Below are 22,581 nucleotides of genomic sequence, written 5' to 3'. Positions count from 1 at the left end.
AACTGTTTCGAAAAACATTCCAAAACGCATTACAATTGTTCTAGTTTTTTTACTGCTACTTCAGGATGCCCCTAATACAGCAAACATCTGAACTACTTGATTTTTATTGAGTTCCCCTTCTCCAACGAAACACTCCATAACCTAAACCTGTACCTACTAATACACATATAAAATAAATCGCATGATATAGTAAAATCCATTCGCCAAAGGTCAGAATGGTCACAAAAAACATGAGTGTCACTAGAAGCAAGAAACGATGAGAAAAACCGTACAAACCCGTATAGATAGCTGCCACAAGGACTGTTGTGAGGGGTGAATAAACAAAAATATTTTGAATCATCAACCCCTTTCGTAACAATTCCTTCATCGGTATCACTTGGACAATTTCATAAAATAATAAATAGAAAAAGAATAATACAGCTAAAAAAGGAAGAATACGTTTCATTTTCTCACCTCACTTATTTAGGACTTCTATTTCAGGTATTTCTGTATATTTTTGATTTGTCGTTTTGAAGCTTTAAACATTCGTGCTGAACCATTTACAGGGAGAGCAATCGCTTTTTTAGGAAGATAGATAACCGATTTCGCCAATCGCTTACTAACAGTTTCCTCCGGATGCAAATCATTGGCAAAATCTTTTGAAATAATCAAATCCAAGTAGAATTCATATACACGACGCCCAAAGTTTTCAGCAGAGATTTCATATAATTTTGTAGCGAGACTCTTTTCATCCAAATCTGGTGTTGTAATAACAGCTTCCAAAATCGCTCCCGCCAAGTCACGTTCTTCATAATAAAGTGTTCCAAACATTTTATCATTGATAACATTGTCTAAATAAGGATTTCCATGCGCAATTATCGGAGTACCACTAGCTAGACTTTCTAAATATGTCAATCCCTGCGTTTCACTGGTTGAAGCTGAAATAAAGAAATCAGCCGCTTTATAATACAAAGCAGTTTCACTCGGCGCAATCATTCCTGTAAAAATAACCATATCTGTGATGTTCAACCGTTTGGCTTGTGCCTTTAAGTCCGACAAATAAGGTCCATTTCCTGCTACTACCAGCTTCACATTTGGATTTTCTTCTAAAACTTTCGGCAGAGCAGCTAAAATCGCTTGAATGTTTTTTTCATATGAAACACGTGACAAACTCAGCAGCATGGTTTCTTGGTTCGAAATACCTAATTTTTCACGCAAATCAGCAACATTCTCTTTAGTAAGTTCTGGGCGTTCAAACTTGGCCAGTTCAATTCCAGTCGGAATAACGCGCTTTTCTACTTTCACCTTGTATTTCATGAGTAGGTCATAGACAATCTCACTTGGGCAAATCACACCATCCAAATCACTCATGAATCCGCGAACAATATATTTGACCATACTAGGGCGAATGACCATACCTTTAGCAATATACCGTACATAGTCTTCATATTGTGTATGATAGGTATGAACAACAGGGATTCGCAACTCCTTAGCAATCCAAACCCCTAATAAACCCAAAGAAAATTCGGTTTGAGTATGGATAATATCTAATTGATATTGACGTGCAATTTCTAAAGCTGTTGAAAAACCTCGATAAGCAATTCGTCGATCTTTAAAAGCAAAGAACGGTACACTTGGAATTCGAATAATTTGCCAATCTTCATAACGATTGACATCCTTGTCTGTTGTTGTAAAAATAAAAACAGTATGACCAAGCTTTTCTAATTCTGTTTTTAATGTCCGGATACTGGTTGCCACTCCTGAAACCTGAGGAAAATAGGTATCCGTAAAAAGACCAATTCGCATGCTACATCTCCAATACTTTTTGATAGGCTTCCACTAGCTTATAAGCAACGTCATCAATGGAACGACTCTGAGCCACTTTATAGCCAGCTTCTCTCTTATCCACCTTTCCATCCAAAATCTTTTGGATAGAGTCTACAAATTCATCTACATTGTGTCCCAATTCAGCTGATTGCTCATCAATCCAGCCTTCATATACAGGAATATCTCGCAAAACTACATGTTGACAACTAGCTAAAGCCTCTAACACAACAATCCCTTCCGTTTCTTCATAGCTTGGGAAAAAGAAAAGACTGCTACCACTCATAGCTCCTTCAAAAACAGCACCTTTGAAATAACCCGGAAATTCAACATTTTTAGGATGATTAAAAAGGACAAGATTTCTAATTTTCCGTGGAATAATCCATTTATTAATACTACCCAGCCAAATAAAGCGAACATCTGGCATTCTGCGTGCTACTTCTACAAAATCTTCAATGCCCTTGCGCCTGAAATAAAGTCCTGCACAAACAACTACCTTATCTCCTTCTTGGATATGAAAATGATTCCTAAACACTTCTTCTTTATGTGGATTCTTTTTATATTTCTGAAGGTCAATTCCATTAGAAACAGCCACAATTGGTGTTGTCACACCATAACCCTGAATCAATTTTTTGGAATACTCAGATGGTGTAATGATAAAATCTGCCATTTGATACATATGAGCTAGATACTTACCAAAAGCAGAGGCAAAAAGATTTGACCCAATAAAAGAATTACGAAAATCTTCCTTAGTCGAGTGCCCATGCATAATCACCTTTTTCCCTTGCTTTTTAGCTTTATGCAAAAGGCGCAAACTCCTAGGTCCATAGGTATTGATGTGCACTACATCATAATCTCCTGAAGGGTCTGTTGTGTATGGAATTCCAGCCAAATCTAGAGCTTTCATTTGATGTTGCAAGGCTCGTCCGATACCTGACTTTTCCAAAACTGCTTTGCCCTCTAAATAAAGTAATACTTTCATGTCTTCTATTATACCCAAAAGATGGAAAAATTAAAACCAAGAAGGGTATCCCATTGTAAAAGCAAAAGAAAAAAGGCCTAACGGCCTCTTCTTTATTTCCTTGTTGAACAACGCTCAATCAGACCATGTGCCAATACCACTTCGCGTTCTTCTAATTCTTCTTTGTGCATAATCTTTGTCAACATACGCATACTAATTGCACCAAGGTCATACAAAGGCTGACCAATAGTTGTCAAATTTGGGCGAGTAAAACGTGCTACCTGAGAATCGTCACTAGTAATGATTTCAAAATCTTCTGGTACATTCACACCTTTATCTGATAAGCCATTCAACAGTCCAGCTGCCAGCTCATCACCAGTCACAAAAGCTGCTGTTGCTTTAGAAGCAATAACGCGTTCTGCTAATTGATAACCATCATCATAACTATATTTAGACTCAAAGACTAGCCCTTCGCTATAAGAAGATTTTGCTTTTTTCAAAGCTTCTTTGTAGCCAGCCAAGCGAATCTTACCATTAATATCATCTACCAAAGGTCCACTTACAAAAGCAATTTTTCGGTTGCCTTTTGCAAGACATTCTACCGCATCCATAGTTGCTTGTTTGTAATCAATATTAACACTTGGCAATTGATGTTCAACGTCAACTGTTCCTGCAAGTACAACTGGCGTCCTTGAACGAGAAAACTCAGAACGAATTTTTTCTGTCAGATGATAACCCATAAAGATAATACCATCTACTTGCTTTGAAAACAGCGTATTAACAACAGAGACTTCCTTATCATCATCTTCATCACTATTAGCTAGGACAATATTATACTTATACATCTCTGCAATATCATCAATTCCTTTCGCAAGTGTTGCAAAATAACTGCTAGTGATGTTTGGAATGACAACTCCTACTGTAGTCGTTTTCTTGCTGGCAAGTCCACGTGCTACCGCATTTGGTCGATAGTCAAGGCGGTCAATGACTTCTAAGACTTTTTTTCTTGTGTTTTCCTTTACATTTTTATTACCGTTTACTACACGGCTAACGGTCGCCATTGAAACTCCCGCTTCACGGGCGACATCATAAATTGTTACAGTATCGTCTGTGTTCATAAATAATCCTTTCTATATTGAAAATATCGTTTTCACATTCCTACCAAAATCATTTTATCACTTATTGGAAACACTTTCAAGCATTTTGATAACTTTTTGAAAAATATTGTTTTTTAAGCAACATATTAACAATTTTATCAATTACTTTACAAGAAAAATTTATCTAGTTGTTGTAATTTCTGAAGTCAAAAAAATTTTTTATCGTTTCCTTGATTTTTACTCGTTTTTTTGCAAAAATAGAGCATAGAAAGAAGGTAATAAAATGACCAAAATTAATCACATTATTTCTCATCTAGAAACAGAAAAAACAGACGTTGCTGTGATTTCTGATCCTATCACGATCAATTACTTAACAGGATTTTATAGTGATCCTCATGAACGTCAGATGTTTCTTTTTATTTTCACAAACCATGAACCACTGCTCTTTGTTCCAGCTCTTGAAGTAGAGAGAGCTAGGGCGATTGTTGATTTCAGAGTTGTGGGTTATGTTGACTCTGAAAATCCTTGGAAAAAAATCAAAGAAAACTTACCTGCTGGCAGTTTCCGTAAAATTACAGTTGAGTTTGATAATTTGATTTTGACCAAATACAATGGTTTACGCACTGTTTTTGAACAAGCTGAATTTACCAATTTAATGCCTTACATCAATCGTATGCGTCTCATCAAATCAGCCGATGAAATTAAGAAAATGTTTGTCGCAGGAGAATACGCGGATAAAGCTGTCAGCATTGGTTTTGATACTATTTCTCTCAATAAGACAGAAACAGATATCATTGCTCAAATTGATTTCGGTATCAAACAACTTGGCTATGAGATGAGTTTTGAAACGATGGTTTTGACAGGTGATAATGCTGCCAATCCACATGGTATCCCAGGTGCCAACAGAATTGAAAACAATGCCTTGCTTCTATTTGATCTTGGCTGCATGGTAAATGGTTATGCTAGTGATATGACACGGACAGTTGCAGTTGGGAAACCAGATCAATTTAAAAAGGAGATTTACAATCTAACACTTGAAGCTCAACGGGCTGCTCTAGACTTTATCAAACCAGGTGTAACCGCTCATGAAGTCGATCGTGCTGCTCGCACGGTCATTGAAAAAGCCGGTTATGGAGAATATTTCAATCATCGCTTAGGACATGGTATTGGTATGAGTGTTCACGAATTTCCATCTATCATGGAAGGTAACGACATGGTTATCGAAGAAGGCATGTGCTTCTCTGTCGAACCTGGAATTTATATTCCAGGAAAAGTTGGTGTTCGTATCGAAGATTGTGGCCACGTCACCAAAGATGGCTTTGAAGTCTTTACAAGTACAAGCAAAGATTTGCTCTATTTTGATTAAAAGACTGAAATTAGACTTACTATCAGAAAGTGGAAGCGAGAATATAGGCTGTCAAGAAAATATTTGACAAAGTTTTCATCTAACAGTTATCAGATTCAATTTTAGAAATATAGATAAAATGCGCTCTCAAATTATGGGAGCGCACTTCATTTTACTCAGTTTATAGCGTCAGTTAAGTTACTATTATAAAATTTCAGAGTATTTTTTATACCGAACTCAGCAAATGAAAAAATCAACATTTTCAGAGATAGATTTTTGTTCACTCTCTACGTTTTTTGTGCTGAAGACAAGAATAATTCTGCATGATTTCCTAAAAAGAGTTCCTCTGCACTATAAATAACTCGAGATTTGACTGATAAGAATCCAGTTTGAAATAATTTCTCTTCCAAATCATCAAGCTTAAAACCATGCTGATTTATATCTGTTTTGACAAAATCAGCGATAAAAAGTCGGCCATCCTCAACAAGATGATTTCTAAACATGGCTAAAGTCTCCTCAACATTTGGTACATGATGAAGAACGCGGCTAACCACTATGATATCAAATAATTGGTTTAAAGGATTCAGTAACAAATCCCGTTCCAATAACTGAACATTCTCAATGCCTTGCTTCTCCACTTTCAAATGAGCCTGTTCAAGCATTTTGTCAGAAATATCTACTAGTGTTACTGAGCCTGACTGTTTTGCTAATGGTAATGACACTAAGCCTGTACCGCCCCCAAAATCTAAGATATGCTTATCAGAAAAGTCTACAACTTGATTTTTGACTTCTTGACGAATGAGATCGGCAAGAAATTTATTCTTGGGAGAATCAAATGATTCTGCCTTATGATTAAAATGATATTCCATGCTTTAAGTTTAACAAAAAGTAAGTTATTTTTCTAGAAAAAAACTTAACTGGTTTCCTAATTTTCAATAACCCCACTTAGAAATTGCCAGCAGGTTATTATCGATACAAGAATCCTCAGAGTAACTAAGCCCCTCCAATTCCACAAGTTAGAGTAAAGCATTCTTCCAGACTTGAAAGTAGACAAATTTGCCTCGCAAGAACTGCCACAATTTCAATATAATATTTTGAATAATCAGTTACTGTATCAGATTATTTTATTAAAAATAAGGCTAAGATAATAGTATCTCAGCCTCATCTACTTTTAATATATCCCCTCATTTACTCCGCAAATCCATTGGGGTGCTTACTTTGCCAATGCCAAGCATCTTGGCACATACGTGTAATATCAAACTGTGCTTCCCAGCCTAATTCTTCTTTTGCTTTAGTAGAATCAGCATAGCAAGTGGCAATATCACCAGGACGGCGGTCAACAATTTTGTAAGGAATTGGTTTGCCCACTGCTTTTTCCATATTTTGAATGATTTCCAATACAGAATATCCTTTGCCAGTACCGAGATTGTAGATATTCAATCCTGCATCTCCTTCAAGCTTTGAAAGAGCTGCGACATGTCCTTTTGCTAAATCCACCACGTGAATATAATCACGCACACCGGTACCGTCAACTGTTGGATAGTCATTACCAAATACTTGAACTTCTTTTAATTTTCCAACTGCAACCTGTGTCACGTATGGCAAAAGATTATTTGGAATGCCATTTGGGTTTTCGCCCAGATCACCGCTTTCATGCGCACCAATTGGGTTGAAGTAACGAAGCAAAACAATATTCCAGCTTGAATCAGCTTTGTAAATATCTGTCAGCATTTCCTCAATCATTAGTTTTGTACGTCCGTAAGGATTCGTGACTGAAAGCGGGAAATCTTCCAAGATTGGAACAGTCTGAGGGTCACCATAGACAGTTGCAGAAGAGCTAAAAATGATATTTTTACAATTGACTTCTTCCATGACACGCAACAATGTCAAGGTCCCTGTAATATTATTTTCGTAATATGTTAGTGGAATCTGAGTTGATTCACCGACTGCTTTTAACGCCGCAAAATGAATAACGCCTGTCGGTTGTTCGTCTTTAAAAATTTCAAGTAAAGCCTTCTTGTCACGAATGTCTACTTGGTAAAATGGAATTTTTTGATCAACAATTCGTTCCACAACTTCTATACTTTTTTTACTGCTATTTACTAAATTATCAACAATAACAACTTCATGTCCGGCACTGATTAACTCAATAACAGTATGAGTTCCGATAAAGCCAGCCCCACCTGTTACTAAAATTTTATGTTTCATGATTCTCCTTTAAAGACAAAGCTTCAACAATAGTTTATTTCAACACTTTTTGAGTCTTAGCATAGTTGGCTTCGACAGCTTCTTTTTCAGCTTTCCACCAATTCTGGTGATCTGTGTACCACTTGATTGTTTCTTTCAATCCAGCTTCAAAGTTAGTGAATTCTGGTTTCCAGCCCAGTTCATCCCGCAACTTGCTAGCATCAATCGCATAGCGAAGGTCGTGACCAGCACGATCTGTCACATGATCATAAGCATCAGCAGGCTGTCCCATTTCTTTGAGAATGAGCTCCAGTACTTCCTTATTGTTCTTCTCACCGTCAGCACCAATCAAGTAAGTTTCACCGATCTGTCCCTTGGTCAGAATCGTCCAAACACCTGCTGAATGATCATTTGTATGAATCCAGTCACGAACATTCTTTCCTTCACCGTAGAGTTTTGGTTTGATCCCACTCAGAATATTAGTAATTTGACGTGGAATGAACTTCTCGATGTGCTGGTAAGGACCATAGTTGTTTGAACAGTTAGAAATAGTCGCTTTCACGCCAAATGAGCGTACCCAAGCTTTAACAATCAAGTCTGAAGCTGCCTTGGTAGATGAATAAGGCGAACTAGGATTGTATTTCGTTTCTGGGGTGAATTTTTCACCCGGTCCTTCACCGTGCCCTGGAAGATCTTCACGAAGAGGAAGATCTCCGTAAACTTCGTCAGTCGACACATGGTGGAAACGAATGTTGTATTTACGAGCTGCTTCAAGAAGCGTATAAGTTCCAACAAAGTTCGTATCGATAAATGGACGAGGGTCATTTAGCGAATTGTCATTATGACTTTCTGCTGCATAGTGAACAATAGCATCCGCATTCTTAGCTACTTGGTCAACAATATCTGCATCTGCAATGTCTCCCACAACTAACTCCACTCGATCGCCTAGAATTTCTTCAATGTTAGCTCGATTACCAGCATAAGTTAGCTTATCCAGAACCGTGATATGCACATCTGGGAAGTTATTGTACACATAATGAACAAAGTTAGAACCGATAAATCCTGCTCCACCTGTTACTACAATATTTTTATATTCAGTCATGAAAAGATTTTCTCCTATTCTTGTCTTGATGTCTTATAACATATCTTTTGTCAAAGGCTTAACATCTTTGAGGAACGGATGATGCTTATCCGCTTCAGAAACTTCTGCCTGGTCAAGATTTTCCCACTTGATGCCTAGAGCTGGGTCTGCATAGTTGACAAAGGCATACTTAGGCTTCAATTCCAATGCCCAGTAATCATTGACCAAATAGCTATAAGAAACCGTATCTGACAATACTTGAAAGCCATTTGCTACACCGCGAGGAACGAAAATTCCCTTGCTGGCATCAATGACCATTTGGTAGGTATTTCCGAATGTTTCCCCTTCACGCAAGTCAACCCAAGATCCGAGAACTTTCCCACCATCTGCGACAGAAATGTATTTATCCCAAGGCTCTGCATGGAGTCCACGGAGCACATTTTTGCGGGAAAAGCTGACATTGTTTTGGAGCTTACCTTCTACAAAAAAACTCTCTGGAAAACCTAGTGGAAGCATTTTTTCTTTTTGAAAGTTTTCCTTGAACCAGCCACGATTGTCTCCATGAACTGGGATATCAAATTCCAACATACCGGGAATAGTCTCAATCTTGCGGGCTGCTAATTTTTTTTCAAAAAATTGTTCCGACATGTCTTATTCTTCTCCAATCAAACGTAGTAGATAGTGACCATATTCGTTTTTCTTTAGGGATTGGGCCAAATCATGAACCTGCTCTTTGGTAATATAACCCATACGATAGGCAATTTCTTCCAGATTTGCCACTTGAACATTCTGCATACGCTGAACTGTTTCGATATATTGAGCTGCTTCCAATAAGCTTTCATGAGTACCTGTATCCAACCAAGCAAAACCACGTCCCATCAGCTCAACAGACAAATCACCACGTTCTAAGTATGCCTTGTTGACATCAGTAATTTCTAACTCTCCACGTGCACTTGGCTTGATCTTCTTAGCAATTTCTACAACATCGTTATCATAGAAATAAAGTCCTGTAACTGCATAATTAGAACGTGGTTGTTCTGGTTTTTCTTCAATAGAGATTGCATTCATATTGTCATCAAATTCAACCACACCAAAACGTTCTGGATCTTTCACTTGGTAACCAAAAACAGTCGCTCCTTTTTCCTTCGAAGCAGCTTTTTGAAGCATTTTGCTAAGGCCTGGTCCATGATAAATATTATCACCTAAAATCAAAGCCACATGATCATCGCCGATAAAGTCGGCACCAATAATAAAGGCTTGAGCCAAACCATCTGGACTTGGTTGCTCCGCATAAGAAAGTTTAATACCAAATTCTGAGCCATCACCCAACAAATCCTCAAAACGAGGGAGATCTGTCGGAGTTGAAATAATCAAGATATCTTTGATACCAGCCAACATAAGGGTTGATAACGGATAATAAATCATGGGTTTATCATAAACCGGCATGAGTTGTTTAGACGCGGCTCTAGTTAAAGGATATAAACGTGTACCCGAGCCACCTGCAAGGATAATACCTTTCATAATGAGTTTCCTCTCTTAATGTATTCTCTTCATTTTACCATTTTTGAAAGCGGATGTCACTTATTACTTAACAACCAAAATTTAAAGCAAACTCCTGTAACTGTTTTGATAGTTCTATTCAGCCAGAAATCATTGTTGACTCAATCATATAAAATCGTCTTGGTTTCTTTGACACAATGATGCTCTTCATCCCAATAGTGAATACGCTCAAAAGAACCTCGTCGCCAATATAAAGGAAGCCTAGTCCTAATGTCATCCTGCATGTCCAATTGCTCAAGCTCTGAAATCTCCCGCCATTTGGGTTCCCCTTCCCGGCTAGTTCCATGAACTTGACCTGTAAACTCAGTACAGAGAAAATCATAGTAAACATAACGCTCCTGTTTGTCAGGATTTGTAAAACCAGAAATTCCCTTTAAAACTAAATTAAGAGCTGTCAATCCTGTTTCCTCTTTCAACTCTCGCACAGCTGCTTCAAAAAAAGATTCTGGAAACTCAACTTTCCCACCTGGTTGAATCCAGCCTTTAAAATCATCGTGTTGCCGATTGAGTAAGAGAATCTGATTCCCCTTTTTTACACAAATATTAACCCAATTTAAAATATTCTCTGTCATCTACTTCTCTTTCTTAATCGATCTTTTAGAAGAATAAGCAACTAGACTTCAGCTACCGCTTGTTTTCTGCCCCAATAATGGCTATTTATTTATATTTAAACGGATTTGTAGAAACCTGACTGGCTAAAAATTTAACTTCCCAGCCCTCTTCTACTTTCCAGTCTTGAAACTTTTCAACTAATTTTTCTACAAAAAGCACTTCTATATGATGACCCGGATCCAAAGCTAGAAGACCCTCACTTAGCATATCTTGTGCTGTATGGTAGTAAATATCGCCCGTAATATAAACTTGTGCTCCCTTAGCAAGCGCCTCTTTGTACAAGGATTGACCACTGCCACCACAAATCGCTACTTTCTCAACCATTCGCTCCAGATCCATAGCCATATAACTCACCAAACGCAGACTATCCAGACCAAATTTTTCCTTAACCTTGATTGCAAATTCTCCAAAAGTCTGAGGCACGATCTTGCCAATACGCCCAATACCGTACCCGGGAGCCGTTTCGCTAAGATAATCCGTATCGGTGATTTCCAGTAGATCACAGAACCAGTCATTAAGACCATCATCTACAATATCAATATTGGTATGGCTGACATAAACTGCAATATCATGCTTAATCAGATCGATGTAAATCTGATTCTGAGATCGCTCCGCCACCAAATCTTTAATAGGACGAAAAATCGGAGCATGCTTAACCAAAATCAAATCCACTCTCTTTTCAATCGCCTCTGCAACTGTCTGCTCGCGGATATCCAAAGACACCAGCACACGCTTAACTTCCTTATTTAGAGTTCCAATTTGCAGTCCTCGAACATCTCCCTCCTCGGATAAGTCCTGAGGGCAGTACGCTTCATAACGATTAATAAAATCACTCGCCAGCATGGAGTACCTCCTTGATTTGCTTGATTTTTTGGGACATAGCTGAGCGTTCCGCTAGATTTTTCTCTGGAATTTTAGCCAGTGCTTTTTCCAACTTATCTGCTTCCCAGCGCCATCTATCTCGAAAAATTGTCGATTGTTCTCTCATCAGATAAGGTCCAAAGCGTTCTTGATCAGCATTCAACACTTGCTTCCCTTGCTCAGCTATTATGATCTCGTAGAATTTCCCATTTTCTTCCACAAGAGCTTCCTTAATAATTTGAAAATCATGACCACACAACCACCTGCGAAGTTCATCTTCTCGATTGTTGGGCTGAAGAATCAAACGCCTAACAGATGCCAATTTAGTACTACCACGTTCTAAAATATCTGCAATTAGCCTTCCTCCCATCCCTGCAATAACGATATCATCAATCTGATCTCCCACATCAAAAGCTGCCAAACCATTTGCTAAACGAACAGAAATTTTATCAGATAAACCATTATCCCTCACATTCGCAACCGCAGACTGATATGGTCCTTCAACAACTTCTCCAGCAACAGCCGACACAATACGCCCTTGCTGTATTAAATAAATGGGTAAATAGGCGTGATCACTCCCCACATCCAAGATTTTATCCCCCTGTGGAACAAAACTAGCCACTTTCTCCAATCGTTTTGAGATATTCTTTACTTGCATGATAACTCATTTCTAAAATAATCGTTTTATTTTAGTATATCATTTTTAAAGAACTTAAAAAAGAGCCTACTCCCAGAGAAATAAATAACCCCCACTTGTCAAGCCAAGTAGGAGAAAATATTACGATTATATCTATGTCATACTAAATATGGAAGTTATGGACATGTACATTATAATTTTTTATTCACTCTGTACTTTGAAAAAATCTTTTGTCAAATAGCCTTTCCCAGCCACTATATCATACTGGATTAGCTTCAGATCTTCTGCAATTTGCCTTCCTTCTGCATCCAAATTTTTTTTACCAACACTTGCCTTATGCAAAACTTCTGTTAATAAAGCATAATAAGGTGACACTTTTGAATTGGTCTGTTCTAATAATAAAGCTGTGAAATCACTTGAATTTACAATTGGATAGTTCAATTTCGGGGTTTCATAATTACTCCACACAAAATAATCTGTTAAATATTGACTCTCTGGATTATTCTTAAAAGCCGATTGAGGATATAATCCTGGTAAATGATCTCCATAGAAAACAACCGTAACTTTCTTATTGATTTTCGAAAGCCGATCAAGAAAATCTTTTGTGGCGATATCTGTGTGGTGCAATAGGCGCGTGTAGTTGGTCAATTGTTCATTTACATCACTAGAAAAATTTGAATTAGAAGCTTCAATATTGTTTGGTTCTTCTTCTTTCCAAGGAGAATGATTTTGCATCGTCATAACAGAGAAAAAATAATTCTGATTATCTTTCATATTATCAATAATTAATTGATAAGTGGAACTATCACTATAATTTACTCCCTGATAATGAACATCCAGTCCTTTTGTTAATAAACTAATAAACTTAGAATAACCTAAAGATTTATAAATAACATTTCTAGAGTAATTTGTTGGCGCAGCTAAATGTATAGCAACCCGTTTCTTGGCTTCAAACAGGTTACTAATGACAGGAAATTTATTCATTTTAGGAACAACTTCTGTATAAGCAACAGAAATACTGGGTGATAAATTATAGAATGGTAGACCGGTTAAAGATTGAAACTCCATGTTGGCTGTCCCACCACCATAGCCATCCGATTTCATTAAACCACTCGTATTCTGCTCCTTAATTTTTTGAATATTTGAAATAGGATTTTTAGAAAGTTTAACCCCTTCAACACGAGTAGGATCAGAAAAACTTTCACTTAATATGTAAATAACCGTTTGTTCTTCTATTTTATTTGTTCGTTCTTTATTTAAAATTTGAGAAGCTTTTTGATATTTTTGCTCAATTGCTTTAATTTTTTCGGCACTATACTTCTGAGGTTTATACATTGTACTATCTGACAGATGTGATAACCATACAAATACAAGTGAACGCGAGCGAGCATTTATCATGTTTCCATACCAATTCAAATCTTCATAATTATTAAGAACAGAAATTATAGGTATATTCTCTTGAATTTTACCATCTTTTTTGTTTGTAAATATTCCCACAATTGACATTAACAATACTGCAGTTAGTATCAAAATAGATAAGCGATATTTATAATTTGGTATAATCTTATTTGCCAATATTTTTTTTCTGAAAAAAATATACAAACTTACTATAACAAAAAGCCCCAATAAAATATATACTATACATGCAAATCCATTCATGAATTCTAATAATAATTTAGGCTCCTTTAACCAAACAATATCACTAGGTAATATCGGTTCTTGACGGAATTGAAATTTAAGGCTACTCGCTATAGTTATCCCACTAATAATTAGTGAAATAAATATAGTAGAAATTAAAAAACGATTAAATATGAGATACATAACCAAAAAAATAGCAAAGAAAATAATAATTTGAAACGAGGTTGCTCCTGTTGAAAGACGAAATTCGGTATCTCCTCTTATACTATTTTGTATCGTAAAATTAAAAATAATAGCAAATAATAAACTAAACAAACTAGCAACTGAAAAACTAGCCTTATTCTTACAAATATCTTTTATTGCTTTTACCGAGAAAAAACTAGGAGTGGCAAGTAAAATAGTTAAATAAACAAGCAAACCTATTAAAGAGAAAGCGAAGTAATCAGTTATTTGAAATTTATTATTAACGATAAATTTTTTTAAAAAACTGGTTTGCTTGAGAAACTCTAAAGTCTTACTATCCAGTAATATAAAATTTAATAATACCTGTGATAAAAAGAATGTTTTTAAAATATCACAATTTTCTTCATTGATTATCAAACTATCTAAAAACTTTATATTATTTAATTTGGGAGTATATTTAAAAACAATTGCTAACAATAATGTTGGAATAATAAAAATCAAAGAGTTTAGCTGAAATAAATGGTTAGCTTTAAAATTCCACAAATCATAAGAAGGTACAGTTAAATGTATAGATATTTCTAGTAAATAAGAGAAAAATAAATATTCCATATAAATTAATAATGTATAAAAATAGAATCTTTTATTTAAAACCTTTGATACAACATACCCTAAACATACTGCAATTAACAATACACATAGTAAACCAAATAGCATATAGGAAGTGATTGTTTTGCTTTCATTTTCTTCTATAAATTTTAAACAAACTCCTATTACATTAAAAAATAAAAAGCTGATTAACAATATACTAAATTGTCTATAATATTTATTTAATATTTTCATAATTATCATCCAATAAAATTCATTGTTTAAATTACTAAAAAACAAGCCTTGATAATCTTTGATAGAAAGATTAATCAATGCTCATTAATAAGATAAAATGAATTTTAAAAACTTCACGAAGTAAATTTTCGTTTTAATCTTTTCAGCAAATACTTAATTGCACTCCCTGGTCCACGATAAATATATTTCAGAGCACCTTTAATACCACCAATATTATCGAAATTTATATAGGTGTTTGGTAAGGTATCTGGACGAATATTTAAAACGATATTATCCACAAAAGGAGTAATATAAATCTCATTTTTAGAGATTGCGTAGTCATAACGTTGAGACCATGCTAAATAAACCAAAATTCGTTCAATAGAATGTAAAATGGTATGCTGTGGTAGTGGTTCTGATGGAATATCTTCATCTTGCAGATTCAAATCAAATAACGGTTTCAGAGCAGTATATTTAAACCAAATAAAGGTTCCATAACTCATGACAAATGTATTTAATTGATTGAAATCTATAGACCGTTTAATATTCATTCGTTCCCAGAGCAGGTTCATATCATCTGCGAATTTATTTTCATTCCACGGATCAACAATCTTTGTATAACGGAAAAAAGATGGAATATCAGCAATAACTAAACCTAACCGTTCATCATTTTCCAAACTAGCTATAACTTTATCTGCCGGTTTGATTAACATATCAAAAAGTTCATTTCTCCATGAATCTCCTACCCAATGCGGATACTCTGGAGATTTTTTCGTATGAAAATGACCGATATAATCATATTTTGACAGTTCTTTTTTGAGTTTCAACATCGGAATAACATCACGACCCCGATTTCCAGTAATATAAACTTTACCTACCTTACCATATTTTGTTAAAATCTTTTCAATTTCCGCTTTCTTTTTCTCAGAATCTGTTGTCAAAAATAAATCGTAATTAAAATGAAAACCTTCAAAAGCTATTAAAAATTCTTCCAAAAGATCCACATAATAAGTATGGAGATGCACCGCAACTTTCTTTTGATTTGAATACTGAAATTGATTATCTTTTAATACTTTTCTATCAAGCAAATATGGAGGTGTTGGTAAACTCATATCAGACATATGAGATAAAATAAATTCTGTCGGATAATCTGATTCCTGTTCAATTGCCTTCAGTAAGTAAGGAGATAAATGTTGAGTCAAATCAAATGTTTTTATCTTAATAAAAGGAACATGATTTTCCAATAAAACATGCGGATAATGAATTGTGAAGTTACTATGGAAAAAGTCATCTTTTAAAGGAATCGTATTCAAAATTGTCTGATATTTAAAACCTGCATCTACAAATTTCTTGGTGTACTGGGTCTCATAATTATCAATAACCTTTTGTACATCTATATAATTTTCAACTGATTGCCAGAAATTTTGAAATACGGTTGACTGAACTAGTCTATTTTTAAAAGAAATAAAATAAGATTGAAGATGTTCATTAATGAACAGATTTCTTTGTTTAACTTCCTGATGATTCGTCATTCCCCAAAAGTCTACTTCTGAATTAGACTCATATTTTTGATAAATAGGTTTCATATCCCAAAGTGGACCAAAACAAGTATCGTTCATCACAGTAATTGAATCGTATTCTTTCAACTTGTCAAAACCAACTAAAGCCATACCATCATGCCATGCTCCAAAATCATAACCAGTATTTTCACGTTGAATAAATTCGTCAATTAATTTTTTTTCACGAAGTTTCTCTACTTCAGATAGACTTAACTTGCTATTTGAAATAAAAACAAGTTTTTCAAATAAAGGCCGCATATGTTCAATTTGGTAAAATACATGTCGACTGATATGATCGTATTTATTAAAATGAACATAAATTAATAATCGTTTCATTGTCTTCTCCTAAAGAAGTTAATAATTTTAGTTGGAATGATCCAGCGTCTGCTTCCTATAACCGCATTGTGTTCATGAACTAATTTTTGATAGTCACATTCTAACTGTTGAATCTGTCCTTCCAAATCCGTAATGTTCCCCAGCAATTTCTGGTTAAGTCCATTCGCCTCTGATAATTCAGTCAAAACCGAACCTTCTTTCATAAGGTCAAAAATATCTTTCATTTCATACGAAAAAAGAAATTCTGAATCACCAACAGTATCAATCTGATAGTGAAGCTGAGGATCATTTTTCCCGAAAAGTAATTCATTAGAAAGCAAAAGTCCATTTGTAAAAGTAACTTCCACTTCTGTCTGCTTATGGTAAGTTTTTAGGCTAACATTTTTATAATAATTGGGAACCTCAGATAAATCAATTCTCAACCTAGCCGCTTCATATGGAATCTTAAAATAAAGTTCATCTGCATACTGTAATGGAAATTTCAGACTATTTGTTTCCGAAAATTCTTCATCTGCTCGTGCGTAAAAAATCGTAATAAGCTGCTTCTTTATATTCAATATGGAATGATTTGGCAATGTTTCTCCTAACAAGGGGCTAAGAGCTTGTAGGGTTTTCTCTGTTCTTGTTGAAAGGGATGCTATATTTGCAAGTAAACTATCATAACACTTATCAAGTGTATAAAGCTGTTTAGCTCTCTCTCTTGCAAGAACTGCATTATTCTTATGTATATCGAAATTTTCAAGAAAATCTGCCATCTTATCAACCAATGAGTCAATATTTCCCAACTGATATGTCGTACCCACACCAAAATACTCTTTCACTGATTTATAGCCATTATTATTTGAAACTATTGTAGGAACTCCCCTCAAAATAGATTCAATAAAAACGAGAGGAAAGGCTTCGGATTTAGAAGTATATATACAAATATCTGAATCTGTCACTTTTTTCCACGGTTGGTCATTATAACCCAAAAATTGGACGTTAGTTAATTCATATTTCTCAATAAAAGCATCGCACTCCTCTTTCGCCTCTTTTTGCCAGCCACCAATGAAAATTAAGGGAATATCATTGCTCCCAAGTTTTTTATATGCTTTAAGAAGCTCAATTTGATTTTTATTTTCATTTATTACACCAATTGAAACGATTCTTCTTTGATTGGACTCTGCCAAAGCTTCAGTTGTAAATTGTGTATAAGGAATAAATGTTTCTAAATTAACAGGATTATTATTTAACTCAGCCAATTTTTGGGCTAGATTTCCCCGTACAGAAAAAACTTTATCCGAACTATCAAAAATAAACTTCATTTTTTTGGCATAATATTCAAATTCTCTCTCTGGAAATTCATGGATAAGCCAAAAATGTGGGATATTCTCACAAGCTGCTGCTACAGCTCCTTGAAAAACATTTGCCGTGTTAGAAATAACTAAATCAATATCTTGCTCAATAATAATATCTCGTATTTCTTTAATATTCTTTTGATAAAAAGCAATACGTTCTTCTCTAGAAAATAGTAATTCACCAGGTGCTTCTTCCCACCACCATTTTATCGTAGATAGTGGAAACAAGTGAACATTGGCATTAGACAGCTTGCTTTTATAACTTGTATGAGTCGGGTGCCCATTTTCAGGATAGACGTTGTAAATATCATAGCCGATTTCAGATAAATAAACCATTAAATTCGTTATTGATTTTTCAGCTCCATTGTCTAATGTCCCAGTTGGAGAGATAAATAAAATACGCTTTACCATAATTCAGCCCTCGTTTTGTAAAGTTTTATATGTCCGATTCTTGCCAACTTCCATTTCTAACAAGTAAGCCCGTTGCAGAATCTAATGCAGATTTATCATCCTCTAGAATATCATTCCGTTCAATAAAGACGATTGGAGCTTTTGAAGATACTGCAAAAGCTAAAACACGCTTGTCAGTATCACGAACTGTTGCTTCTAATCTTAAACGAGCACGGTTTAAATAAGGAAGCTTACATGTATAAGTGACTTTCTTTTCGCCTGTACCACCGATTTTTAAATCCATAGAATTATCATTATAATACCCATAATTAGTGTTAATATCAACAAATGACATAGCAATATGGGTTTCAATGTTTTGGAGTTGTTTAAACGTAAATTCAAATTTCAACTCATCATCTGGCGTGACTTGATTTGGAGATAACAATTTTACTTCAAAGTTCTCAACTAATGCAACTTGTTTCATTTTATTCTCTGAAGAAGTATCTTTCTCTTGTGTTGGTTGAATAGCATTATCAAAGCTATACTGATTCGCAACATCATCAGGATTTCCAATCGCCTTAATCAACCCATCCTCAATCAAAACAGCTTTATTGCAATATTTTTTAACAGCACCCATATCGTGCGTAACAAGAATAGTTGTTTTCCCAGATTTTTTTCGTTCTAAAAAATAATCGTTACATTTTCTCTGGAAAGCTTCATCACCGACTGCAAGAACTTCATCAAGAATGAGAACATCACCTTGTGCTTTAATCGCGACCGAAAATGCCAAACGAACCTGCATTCCGCTTGAATAATTCTTCAATTTTTGATTCATGAATTCATGTAATTCGGCAAAATCAACAATGTCATTGTACATGGCATCAATTTCTTCTGTTGTAAAACCAAGCATAGCACCATTCATATAGACATTTTCACGTCCAGTCAATTCTGGGTTAAAACCAACACCAAGTTCAATAAAGGAAACCATTTTCCCATTGACAGTGACTTTCCCTTTCTCAGGAACATAAATTTGCGAAATGATTTTTAAAAGAGTAGACTTTCCTGAACCATTACGGCCCACAATCCCAAAGAAATCACCTTCCTCAACCTCAAAGTTAATATCTTTTAAAACATGTTGTTCCGTATAGCCTTTAATCCCCTTAAAATAATTGACTAAATTGGTACGTAAACTTTGCGTTGCTTCAGTAGGAAGTTTAAAATACTTACTGACATGATCAACTTTTACTGCAATTTTTTTATTTGACATTATAAAATCTCCGCGAATCTCTTAGCATTTTTGTGGAAAATATAATACCCAATTCCAAAGATGAAGAAAGGAAGAATGTAGGGCACTATAGCAACACCTTTATGACCAATTAAATCCCAGCCACGCATGCTTCCTGAAAAAACAATATAGTGCCGCAAATCTTGAATGATCTGTGCCAAAGGATTTAACATCATGAGTTTTGCAATTGTCACTTGACCACGTTGCAAAATAAAGGTAAGAGAGTAGATAATAGGTGTCGCATACATTCCTGCTTGCATCACTACTTCCCAAATCGGACCAATATCTCTATATTTAACAAATAACGTCGCTAATATAAAAGCAATTCCTGTTGAAAATAAAATCAATTCAACAAATAACGGAATAACTGTAAACCAGCCCATGGATACTGCTACTCCATTAACTATAGCAAAGATGAAAACAACCAATAAATTAATAGAGTAGTTAATTGCTGCACCAACAACTGAAGAAATAACAATGATCTCTTTGGAAAAGTTAAGTTTTCGAAGCAAATCACCACGAGCAACAATAGACATCATCCCCATATTTGTAGCTTCTGAAAAGAAATTCCAAGTTACCATACCAACTAAAAGACCAATAGCATAGTGTGGTGTTCCATCATCGAATCTTAAAAATCGCACAAAAACTAAATACATAATCGTAAACAAAAGTAAAGGTTTCAAAATGGACCATAGATGGCCAATTAAACTTCCTTGATACCGTAATTTAAAATCCGTTTTAATCATCTCGCGTAAGAGAATCATATTTTTTCGACTAAATAAGTCCATCATTACTCCTTATAAGCAAATTTTGTGAGAATCAAAGTGGTGAAGACAAAAGTATGGAAGGTACGATTTTTTCGGAAACCATATTTCCATAGACGCTTATATCGTTCTGTCAAAGGTACTTCCATGATTGTCACAAAATTTTCAATCATTTCTTTATTTTGAGTAGTCAGAGGCAAAGCTAATAAATTCTTTGCTTGTTTTTGACTCGCTTGGATGAGATTCCAATATTTTGCAAAGAGAATATGCGGGCGAATCCAATTTTGCATTCTTTTTCTGAATGTTCTTGCACCTAAAACATTATTCGAATGTTGCCGATACAATTCTCCCTGCTTATCAATATAAACCAGCTTGCCAAAAGCTGTAGCTAGTAGAGCTAGATACCAGTCGTGCATGAGTAAGTCATACTCCTCCTGCCCAGTCCATAAGTCAGCCAGAGCTTGATTAATCATCGAAACGCCACCAGTCACAGTATTTTCTGTTAATTCTTGGAGCAATTCTGTATTGGCATGATCCGATTGTGTTTGAATCATACTTTCATGAACAACATTGAGTTCTTGATCTACTACTTTTAAATCCATATAAACAAGTAAAGGTAGCGTATTATCATATTTTTCTGCTTCTTTCAGCTGCAGCTCAATTTTTTCAGGCAACCAAACGTCATCCTGATCGCTAAATAGATAGAAATCTGACGTTTGATATTTCAAAAGATGAAAGAAACTTTTAATAACCCCAACATTCTCGACACTATCAGGATTCACAAAACGAATGCGATTATCTTTTTGACAAAAATCTTGAATAATCTCACGCGTCCTGTCTTTAGATCCGTCATCTCGAATTAACAGCTGCCAGTCTGTATAGGTCTGCTGCCTAATGCTCTCAATTTGTTCTGCTAAAAATCGCTCACCATTGTAGGTGGACATGAGAATCGTCACTTTCATGATAAAAATAATTCCTCGTATTCACCCACAATTTTTTCCCAGGTGTAGTTTTCTTTCATATTTTCTTTGGCAGCTTGCCCTAATTGGGAGAAATCGGCTTTCATATCTACTTGGTCAATCAATGCTACTAAAGATGCATCTGCTTTCTGCCAATAGAAAGCAGTTTCCTTTGCAACTTGATGATTAAAATCGACATCTAAAACCAAGTTCAAATCCGTTTGCGCCAACGCCTCCAGCAAGCCAGGATTGGTTCCACCAACTTCGTGACCATGAATATAAGCAAAGGCTTGATTACGAATGTACTTCAATAATTCCTGATCATAAACCGTTCCAACAAACTTAATTCGCTCATCTTGGTCAAAATTTGTTTTTTGTCGTAGTTCTTCAAAATAAGCATTACCTTGATGATTGCAGACAATCAGTAAATCTCGCTGCGTCTGTGACTTCATAAACTCACAGATGATACTTTCATAGTTATTTTCTGGAACAAAACGTCCAACAATCAAATAATAATTTTTTTCTTTACTCTGCCATTGGTTAAAAAAATCACGCACTTTTGTAGTCTGATCTGTCAAAGAAGATAAATTTAAATCTGTTCCATAAGCGATAAAAGTCGTTTTAGACCAAGGATAGATCTTGTTGATGTACATTTCAATTCCTTGATTATCTGAAATTACCAAATCTGCATGTTTAGTCATCAACTTTTCAGAATACTTGAGATAAGCTTGAACTGGTTTTGCCCACTTTGCACGCTTCCATTCCAGACCATCAGGATTGATGTAAAATATACCACCGGCATTGTGAATTTTTCGAGCAAAAGGTGCAATAAAAGCTCCGATTGTATTTCCTAAAATATAAAAAACTGGTTGAACTATTTCTTGCTCTTTCACTAACTTCAAAGCGTAGTTGATTGCCATCATATCATAGGCAATAACACGAGCTGGACCAAATTTTGGTGCTTGAATCGTAAAACAATCTACGCCTTTGTAGTCAAAATGATGATAGGCTTCTTTATCTGACAAGCAAGCCACATGATACTGAATCTGTGGTGAAACCTGGTGTCCAACCAAATTTTCTACAAAAGTTTCAAATCCACCATATTTTGCAGGAAGACCACGACTTCCAATAATGAATACATGCTGCATGATTTTCCTCACTTCAAGA

Annotated in this window: 20 protein-coding genes; 1 reads left to right on the top strand and 19 read right to left on the bottom strand. The window is 35.3% G+C overall.

Going from position 1 to position 22,581, the window contains the following annotated elements:
• Window positions 1-103 precede the first annotated feature (103 nt).
• From HMPREF1654_RS02230 to ccpA, 4 genes are all read right to left on the bottom strand, one after another.
• Window positions 104-445: a hypothetical protein gene (locus HMPREF1654_RS02230; protein WP_003075698.1), complete on the bottom strand. Its 342-nt coding sequence runs from the start codon at window positions 443-445 to the stop codon at window positions 104-106.
• Window positions 446-471: 26 nt separating this feature from the next.
• Complete coding sequence (locus HMPREF1654_RS02225; protein ID WP_003075701.1) at window positions 472-1,785, bottom strand: glycosyltransferase family 4 protein; 1,314 nt, start codon at window positions 1,783-1,785, stop codon at window positions 472-474.
• Window position 1,786: 1 nt separating this feature from the next.
• Window positions 1,787-2,785, bottom strand: a complete 999-nt coding sequence (locus HMPREF1654_RS02220; protein WP_003072984.1) for an LTA glycolipid anchor biosynthesis glycosyltransferase, IagA/BgsA family — start codon at window positions 2,783-2,785, stop codon at window positions 1,787-1,789.
• Between the two features lie 92 nt (window positions 2,786-2,877).
• Complete coding sequence (ccpA, locus tag HMPREF1654_RS02215) at window positions 2,878-3,882, bottom strand: catabolite control protein A (protein WP_003075707.1); 1,005 nt, start codon at window positions 3,880-3,882, stop codon at window positions 2,878-2,880.
• A 262-nt stretch (window positions 3,883-4,144) separates the two neighbouring features.
• Between ccpA and HMPREF1654_RS02210 the strand changes: the two genes are divergently transcribed.
• Window positions 4,145-5,227: a M24 family metallopeptidase gene (locus tag HMPREF1654_RS02210; protein ID WP_003075664.1), complete on the top strand. Its 1,083-nt coding sequence runs from the start codon at window positions 4,145-4,147 to the stop codon at window positions 5,225-5,227.
• Between the two features lie 266 nt (window positions 5,228-5,493).
• Here HMPREF1654_RS02210 and HMPREF1654_RS02205 read toward each other — a convergent pair whose 3' ends face one another.
• From HMPREF1654_RS02205 to cps2T, 15 genes are all read right to left on the bottom strand, one after another.
• The gene (locus HMPREF1654_RS02205) at window positions 5,494-6,075 is read right to left on the bottom strand and encodes a class I SAM-dependent methyltransferase (protein WP_003075710.1); all 582 of its coding nucleotides are present in this window, start codon (window positions 6,073-6,075) and stop codon (window positions 5,494-5,496) included.
• 319 nt (window positions 6,076-6,394) lie between these two features.
• Window positions 6,395-7,414 (bottom strand): UDP-glucose 4-epimerase GalE, encoded by a 1,020-nt coding sequence (gene galE, locus HMPREF1654_RS02200; protein WP_003075657.1) that lies wholly within the window; start codon window positions 7,412-7,414, stop codon window positions 6,395-6,397.
• Window positions 7,415-7,448: 34 nt separating this feature from the next.
• On the bottom strand, window positions 7,449-8,495 hold the full coding sequence (rfbB, locus tag HMPREF1654_RS02195; protein WP_003075678.1) for a dTDP-glucose 4,6-dehydratase: 1,047 nt from the start codon (window positions 8,493-8,495) through the stop codon (window positions 7,449-7,451).
• A 33-nt stretch (window positions 8,496-8,528) separates the two neighbouring features.
• Window positions 8,529-9,122, bottom strand: a complete 594-nt coding sequence (locus tag HMPREF1654_RS02190; protein ID WP_003075632.1) for a dTDP-4-dehydrorhamnose 3,5-epimerase family protein — start codon at window positions 9,120-9,122, stop codon at window positions 8,529-8,531.
• 3 nt (window positions 9,123-9,125) lie between these two features.
• Complete coding sequence (gene rfbA / locus HMPREF1654_RS02185) at window positions 9,126-9,995, bottom strand: glucose-1-phosphate thymidylyltransferase RfbA (protein ID WP_003072993.1); 870 nt, start codon at window positions 9,993-9,995, stop codon at window positions 9,126-9,128.
• A gap of 140 nt (window positions 9,996-10,135) precedes the next feature.
• The gene (locus HMPREF1654_RS02180; protein WP_003075661.1) at window positions 10,136-10,606 is read right to left on the bottom strand and encodes an 8-oxo-dGTP diphosphatase; all 471 of its coding nucleotides are present in this window, start codon (window positions 10,604-10,606) and stop codon (window positions 10,136-10,138) included.
• A gap of 85 nt (window positions 10,607-10,691) precedes the next feature.
• Entirely contained in the window at window positions 10,692-11,489 is a 798-nt protein-coding gene (locus HMPREF1654_RS02175; protein ID WP_003075679.1) for a Nif3-like dinuclear metal center hexameric protein, read from the bottom strand.
• Complete coding sequence (locus tag HMPREF1654_RS02170; RefSeq protein WP_003075673.1) at window positions 11,476-12,165, bottom strand: tRNA (adenine(22)-N(1))-methyltransferase; 690 nt, start codon at window positions 12,163-12,165, stop codon at window positions 11,476-11,478. Before HMPREF1654_RS02170 ends, HMPREF1654_RS02175 begins: the two co-directional genes overlap by 14 nt.
• Window positions 12,166-12,345: 180 nt before the next feature.
• Window positions 12,346-14,805, bottom strand: coding sequence for an LTA synthase family protein (locus HMPREF1654_RS02165; RefSeq protein ID WP_003075644.1), 2,460 nt, complete (start codon window positions 14,803-14,805; stop codon window positions 12,346-12,348).
• Window positions 14,806-14,918: 113 nt separating this feature from the next.
• Entirely contained in the window at window positions 14,919-16,679 is a 1,761-nt protein-coding gene (locus HMPREF1654_RS02160) for a rhamnan synthesis F family protein (RefSeq protein ID WP_003075624.1), read from the bottom strand.
• Entirely contained in the window at window positions 16,676-18,427 is a 1,752-nt protein-coding gene (locus HMPREF1654_RS02155; RefSeq protein ID WP_003075630.1) for a glycosyltransferase family 4 protein, read from the bottom strand. Before HMPREF1654_RS02155 ends, HMPREF1654_RS02160 begins: the two co-directional genes overlap by 4 nt.
• A 25-nt stretch (window positions 18,428-18,452) precedes the next feature.
• Entirely contained in the window at window positions 18,453-19,673 is a 1,221-nt protein-coding gene (locus HMPREF1654_RS02150; RefSeq protein ID WP_003075697.1) for an ABC transporter ATP-binding protein, read from the bottom strand.
• Window positions 19,673-20,479, bottom strand: coding sequence for an ABC transporter permease (locus HMPREF1654_RS02145; protein ID WP_003073002.1), 807 nt, complete (start codon window positions 20,477-20,479; stop codon window positions 19,673-19,675). The genes HMPREF1654_RS02150 and HMPREF1654_RS02145 overlap by 1 nt, the downstream gene beginning before the upstream one ends.
• Window positions 20,480-20,481: 2 nt before the next feature.
• On the bottom strand, window positions 20,482-21,417 hold the full coding sequence (locus HMPREF1654_RS02140) for a glycosyltransferase family 2 protein (protein WP_003073003.1): 936 nt from the start codon (window positions 21,415-21,417) through the stop codon (window positions 20,482-20,484).
• Window positions 21,414-22,562, bottom strand: a complete 1,149-nt coding sequence (gene cps2T, locus HMPREF1654_RS02135) for a beta 1-4 rhamnosyltransferase Cps2T (RefSeq protein ID WP_003075691.1) — start codon at window positions 22,560-22,562, stop codon at window positions 21,414-21,416. The genes HMPREF1654_RS02140 and cps2T overlap by 4 nt, the downstream gene beginning before the upstream one ends.
• Between the last annotated feature and the right edge of the window lie 19 nt (window positions 22,563-22,581).

This window comes from Streptococcus intermedius SK54 = ATCC 27335, from assembly GCF_000413475.1.
Classification (GTDB): domain Bacteria; phylum Bacillota; class Bacilli; order Lactobacillales; family Streptococcaceae; genus Streptococcus; species Streptococcus intermedius.
This window is presented reverse-complemented; position numbering and strand designations above follow the sequence as displayed.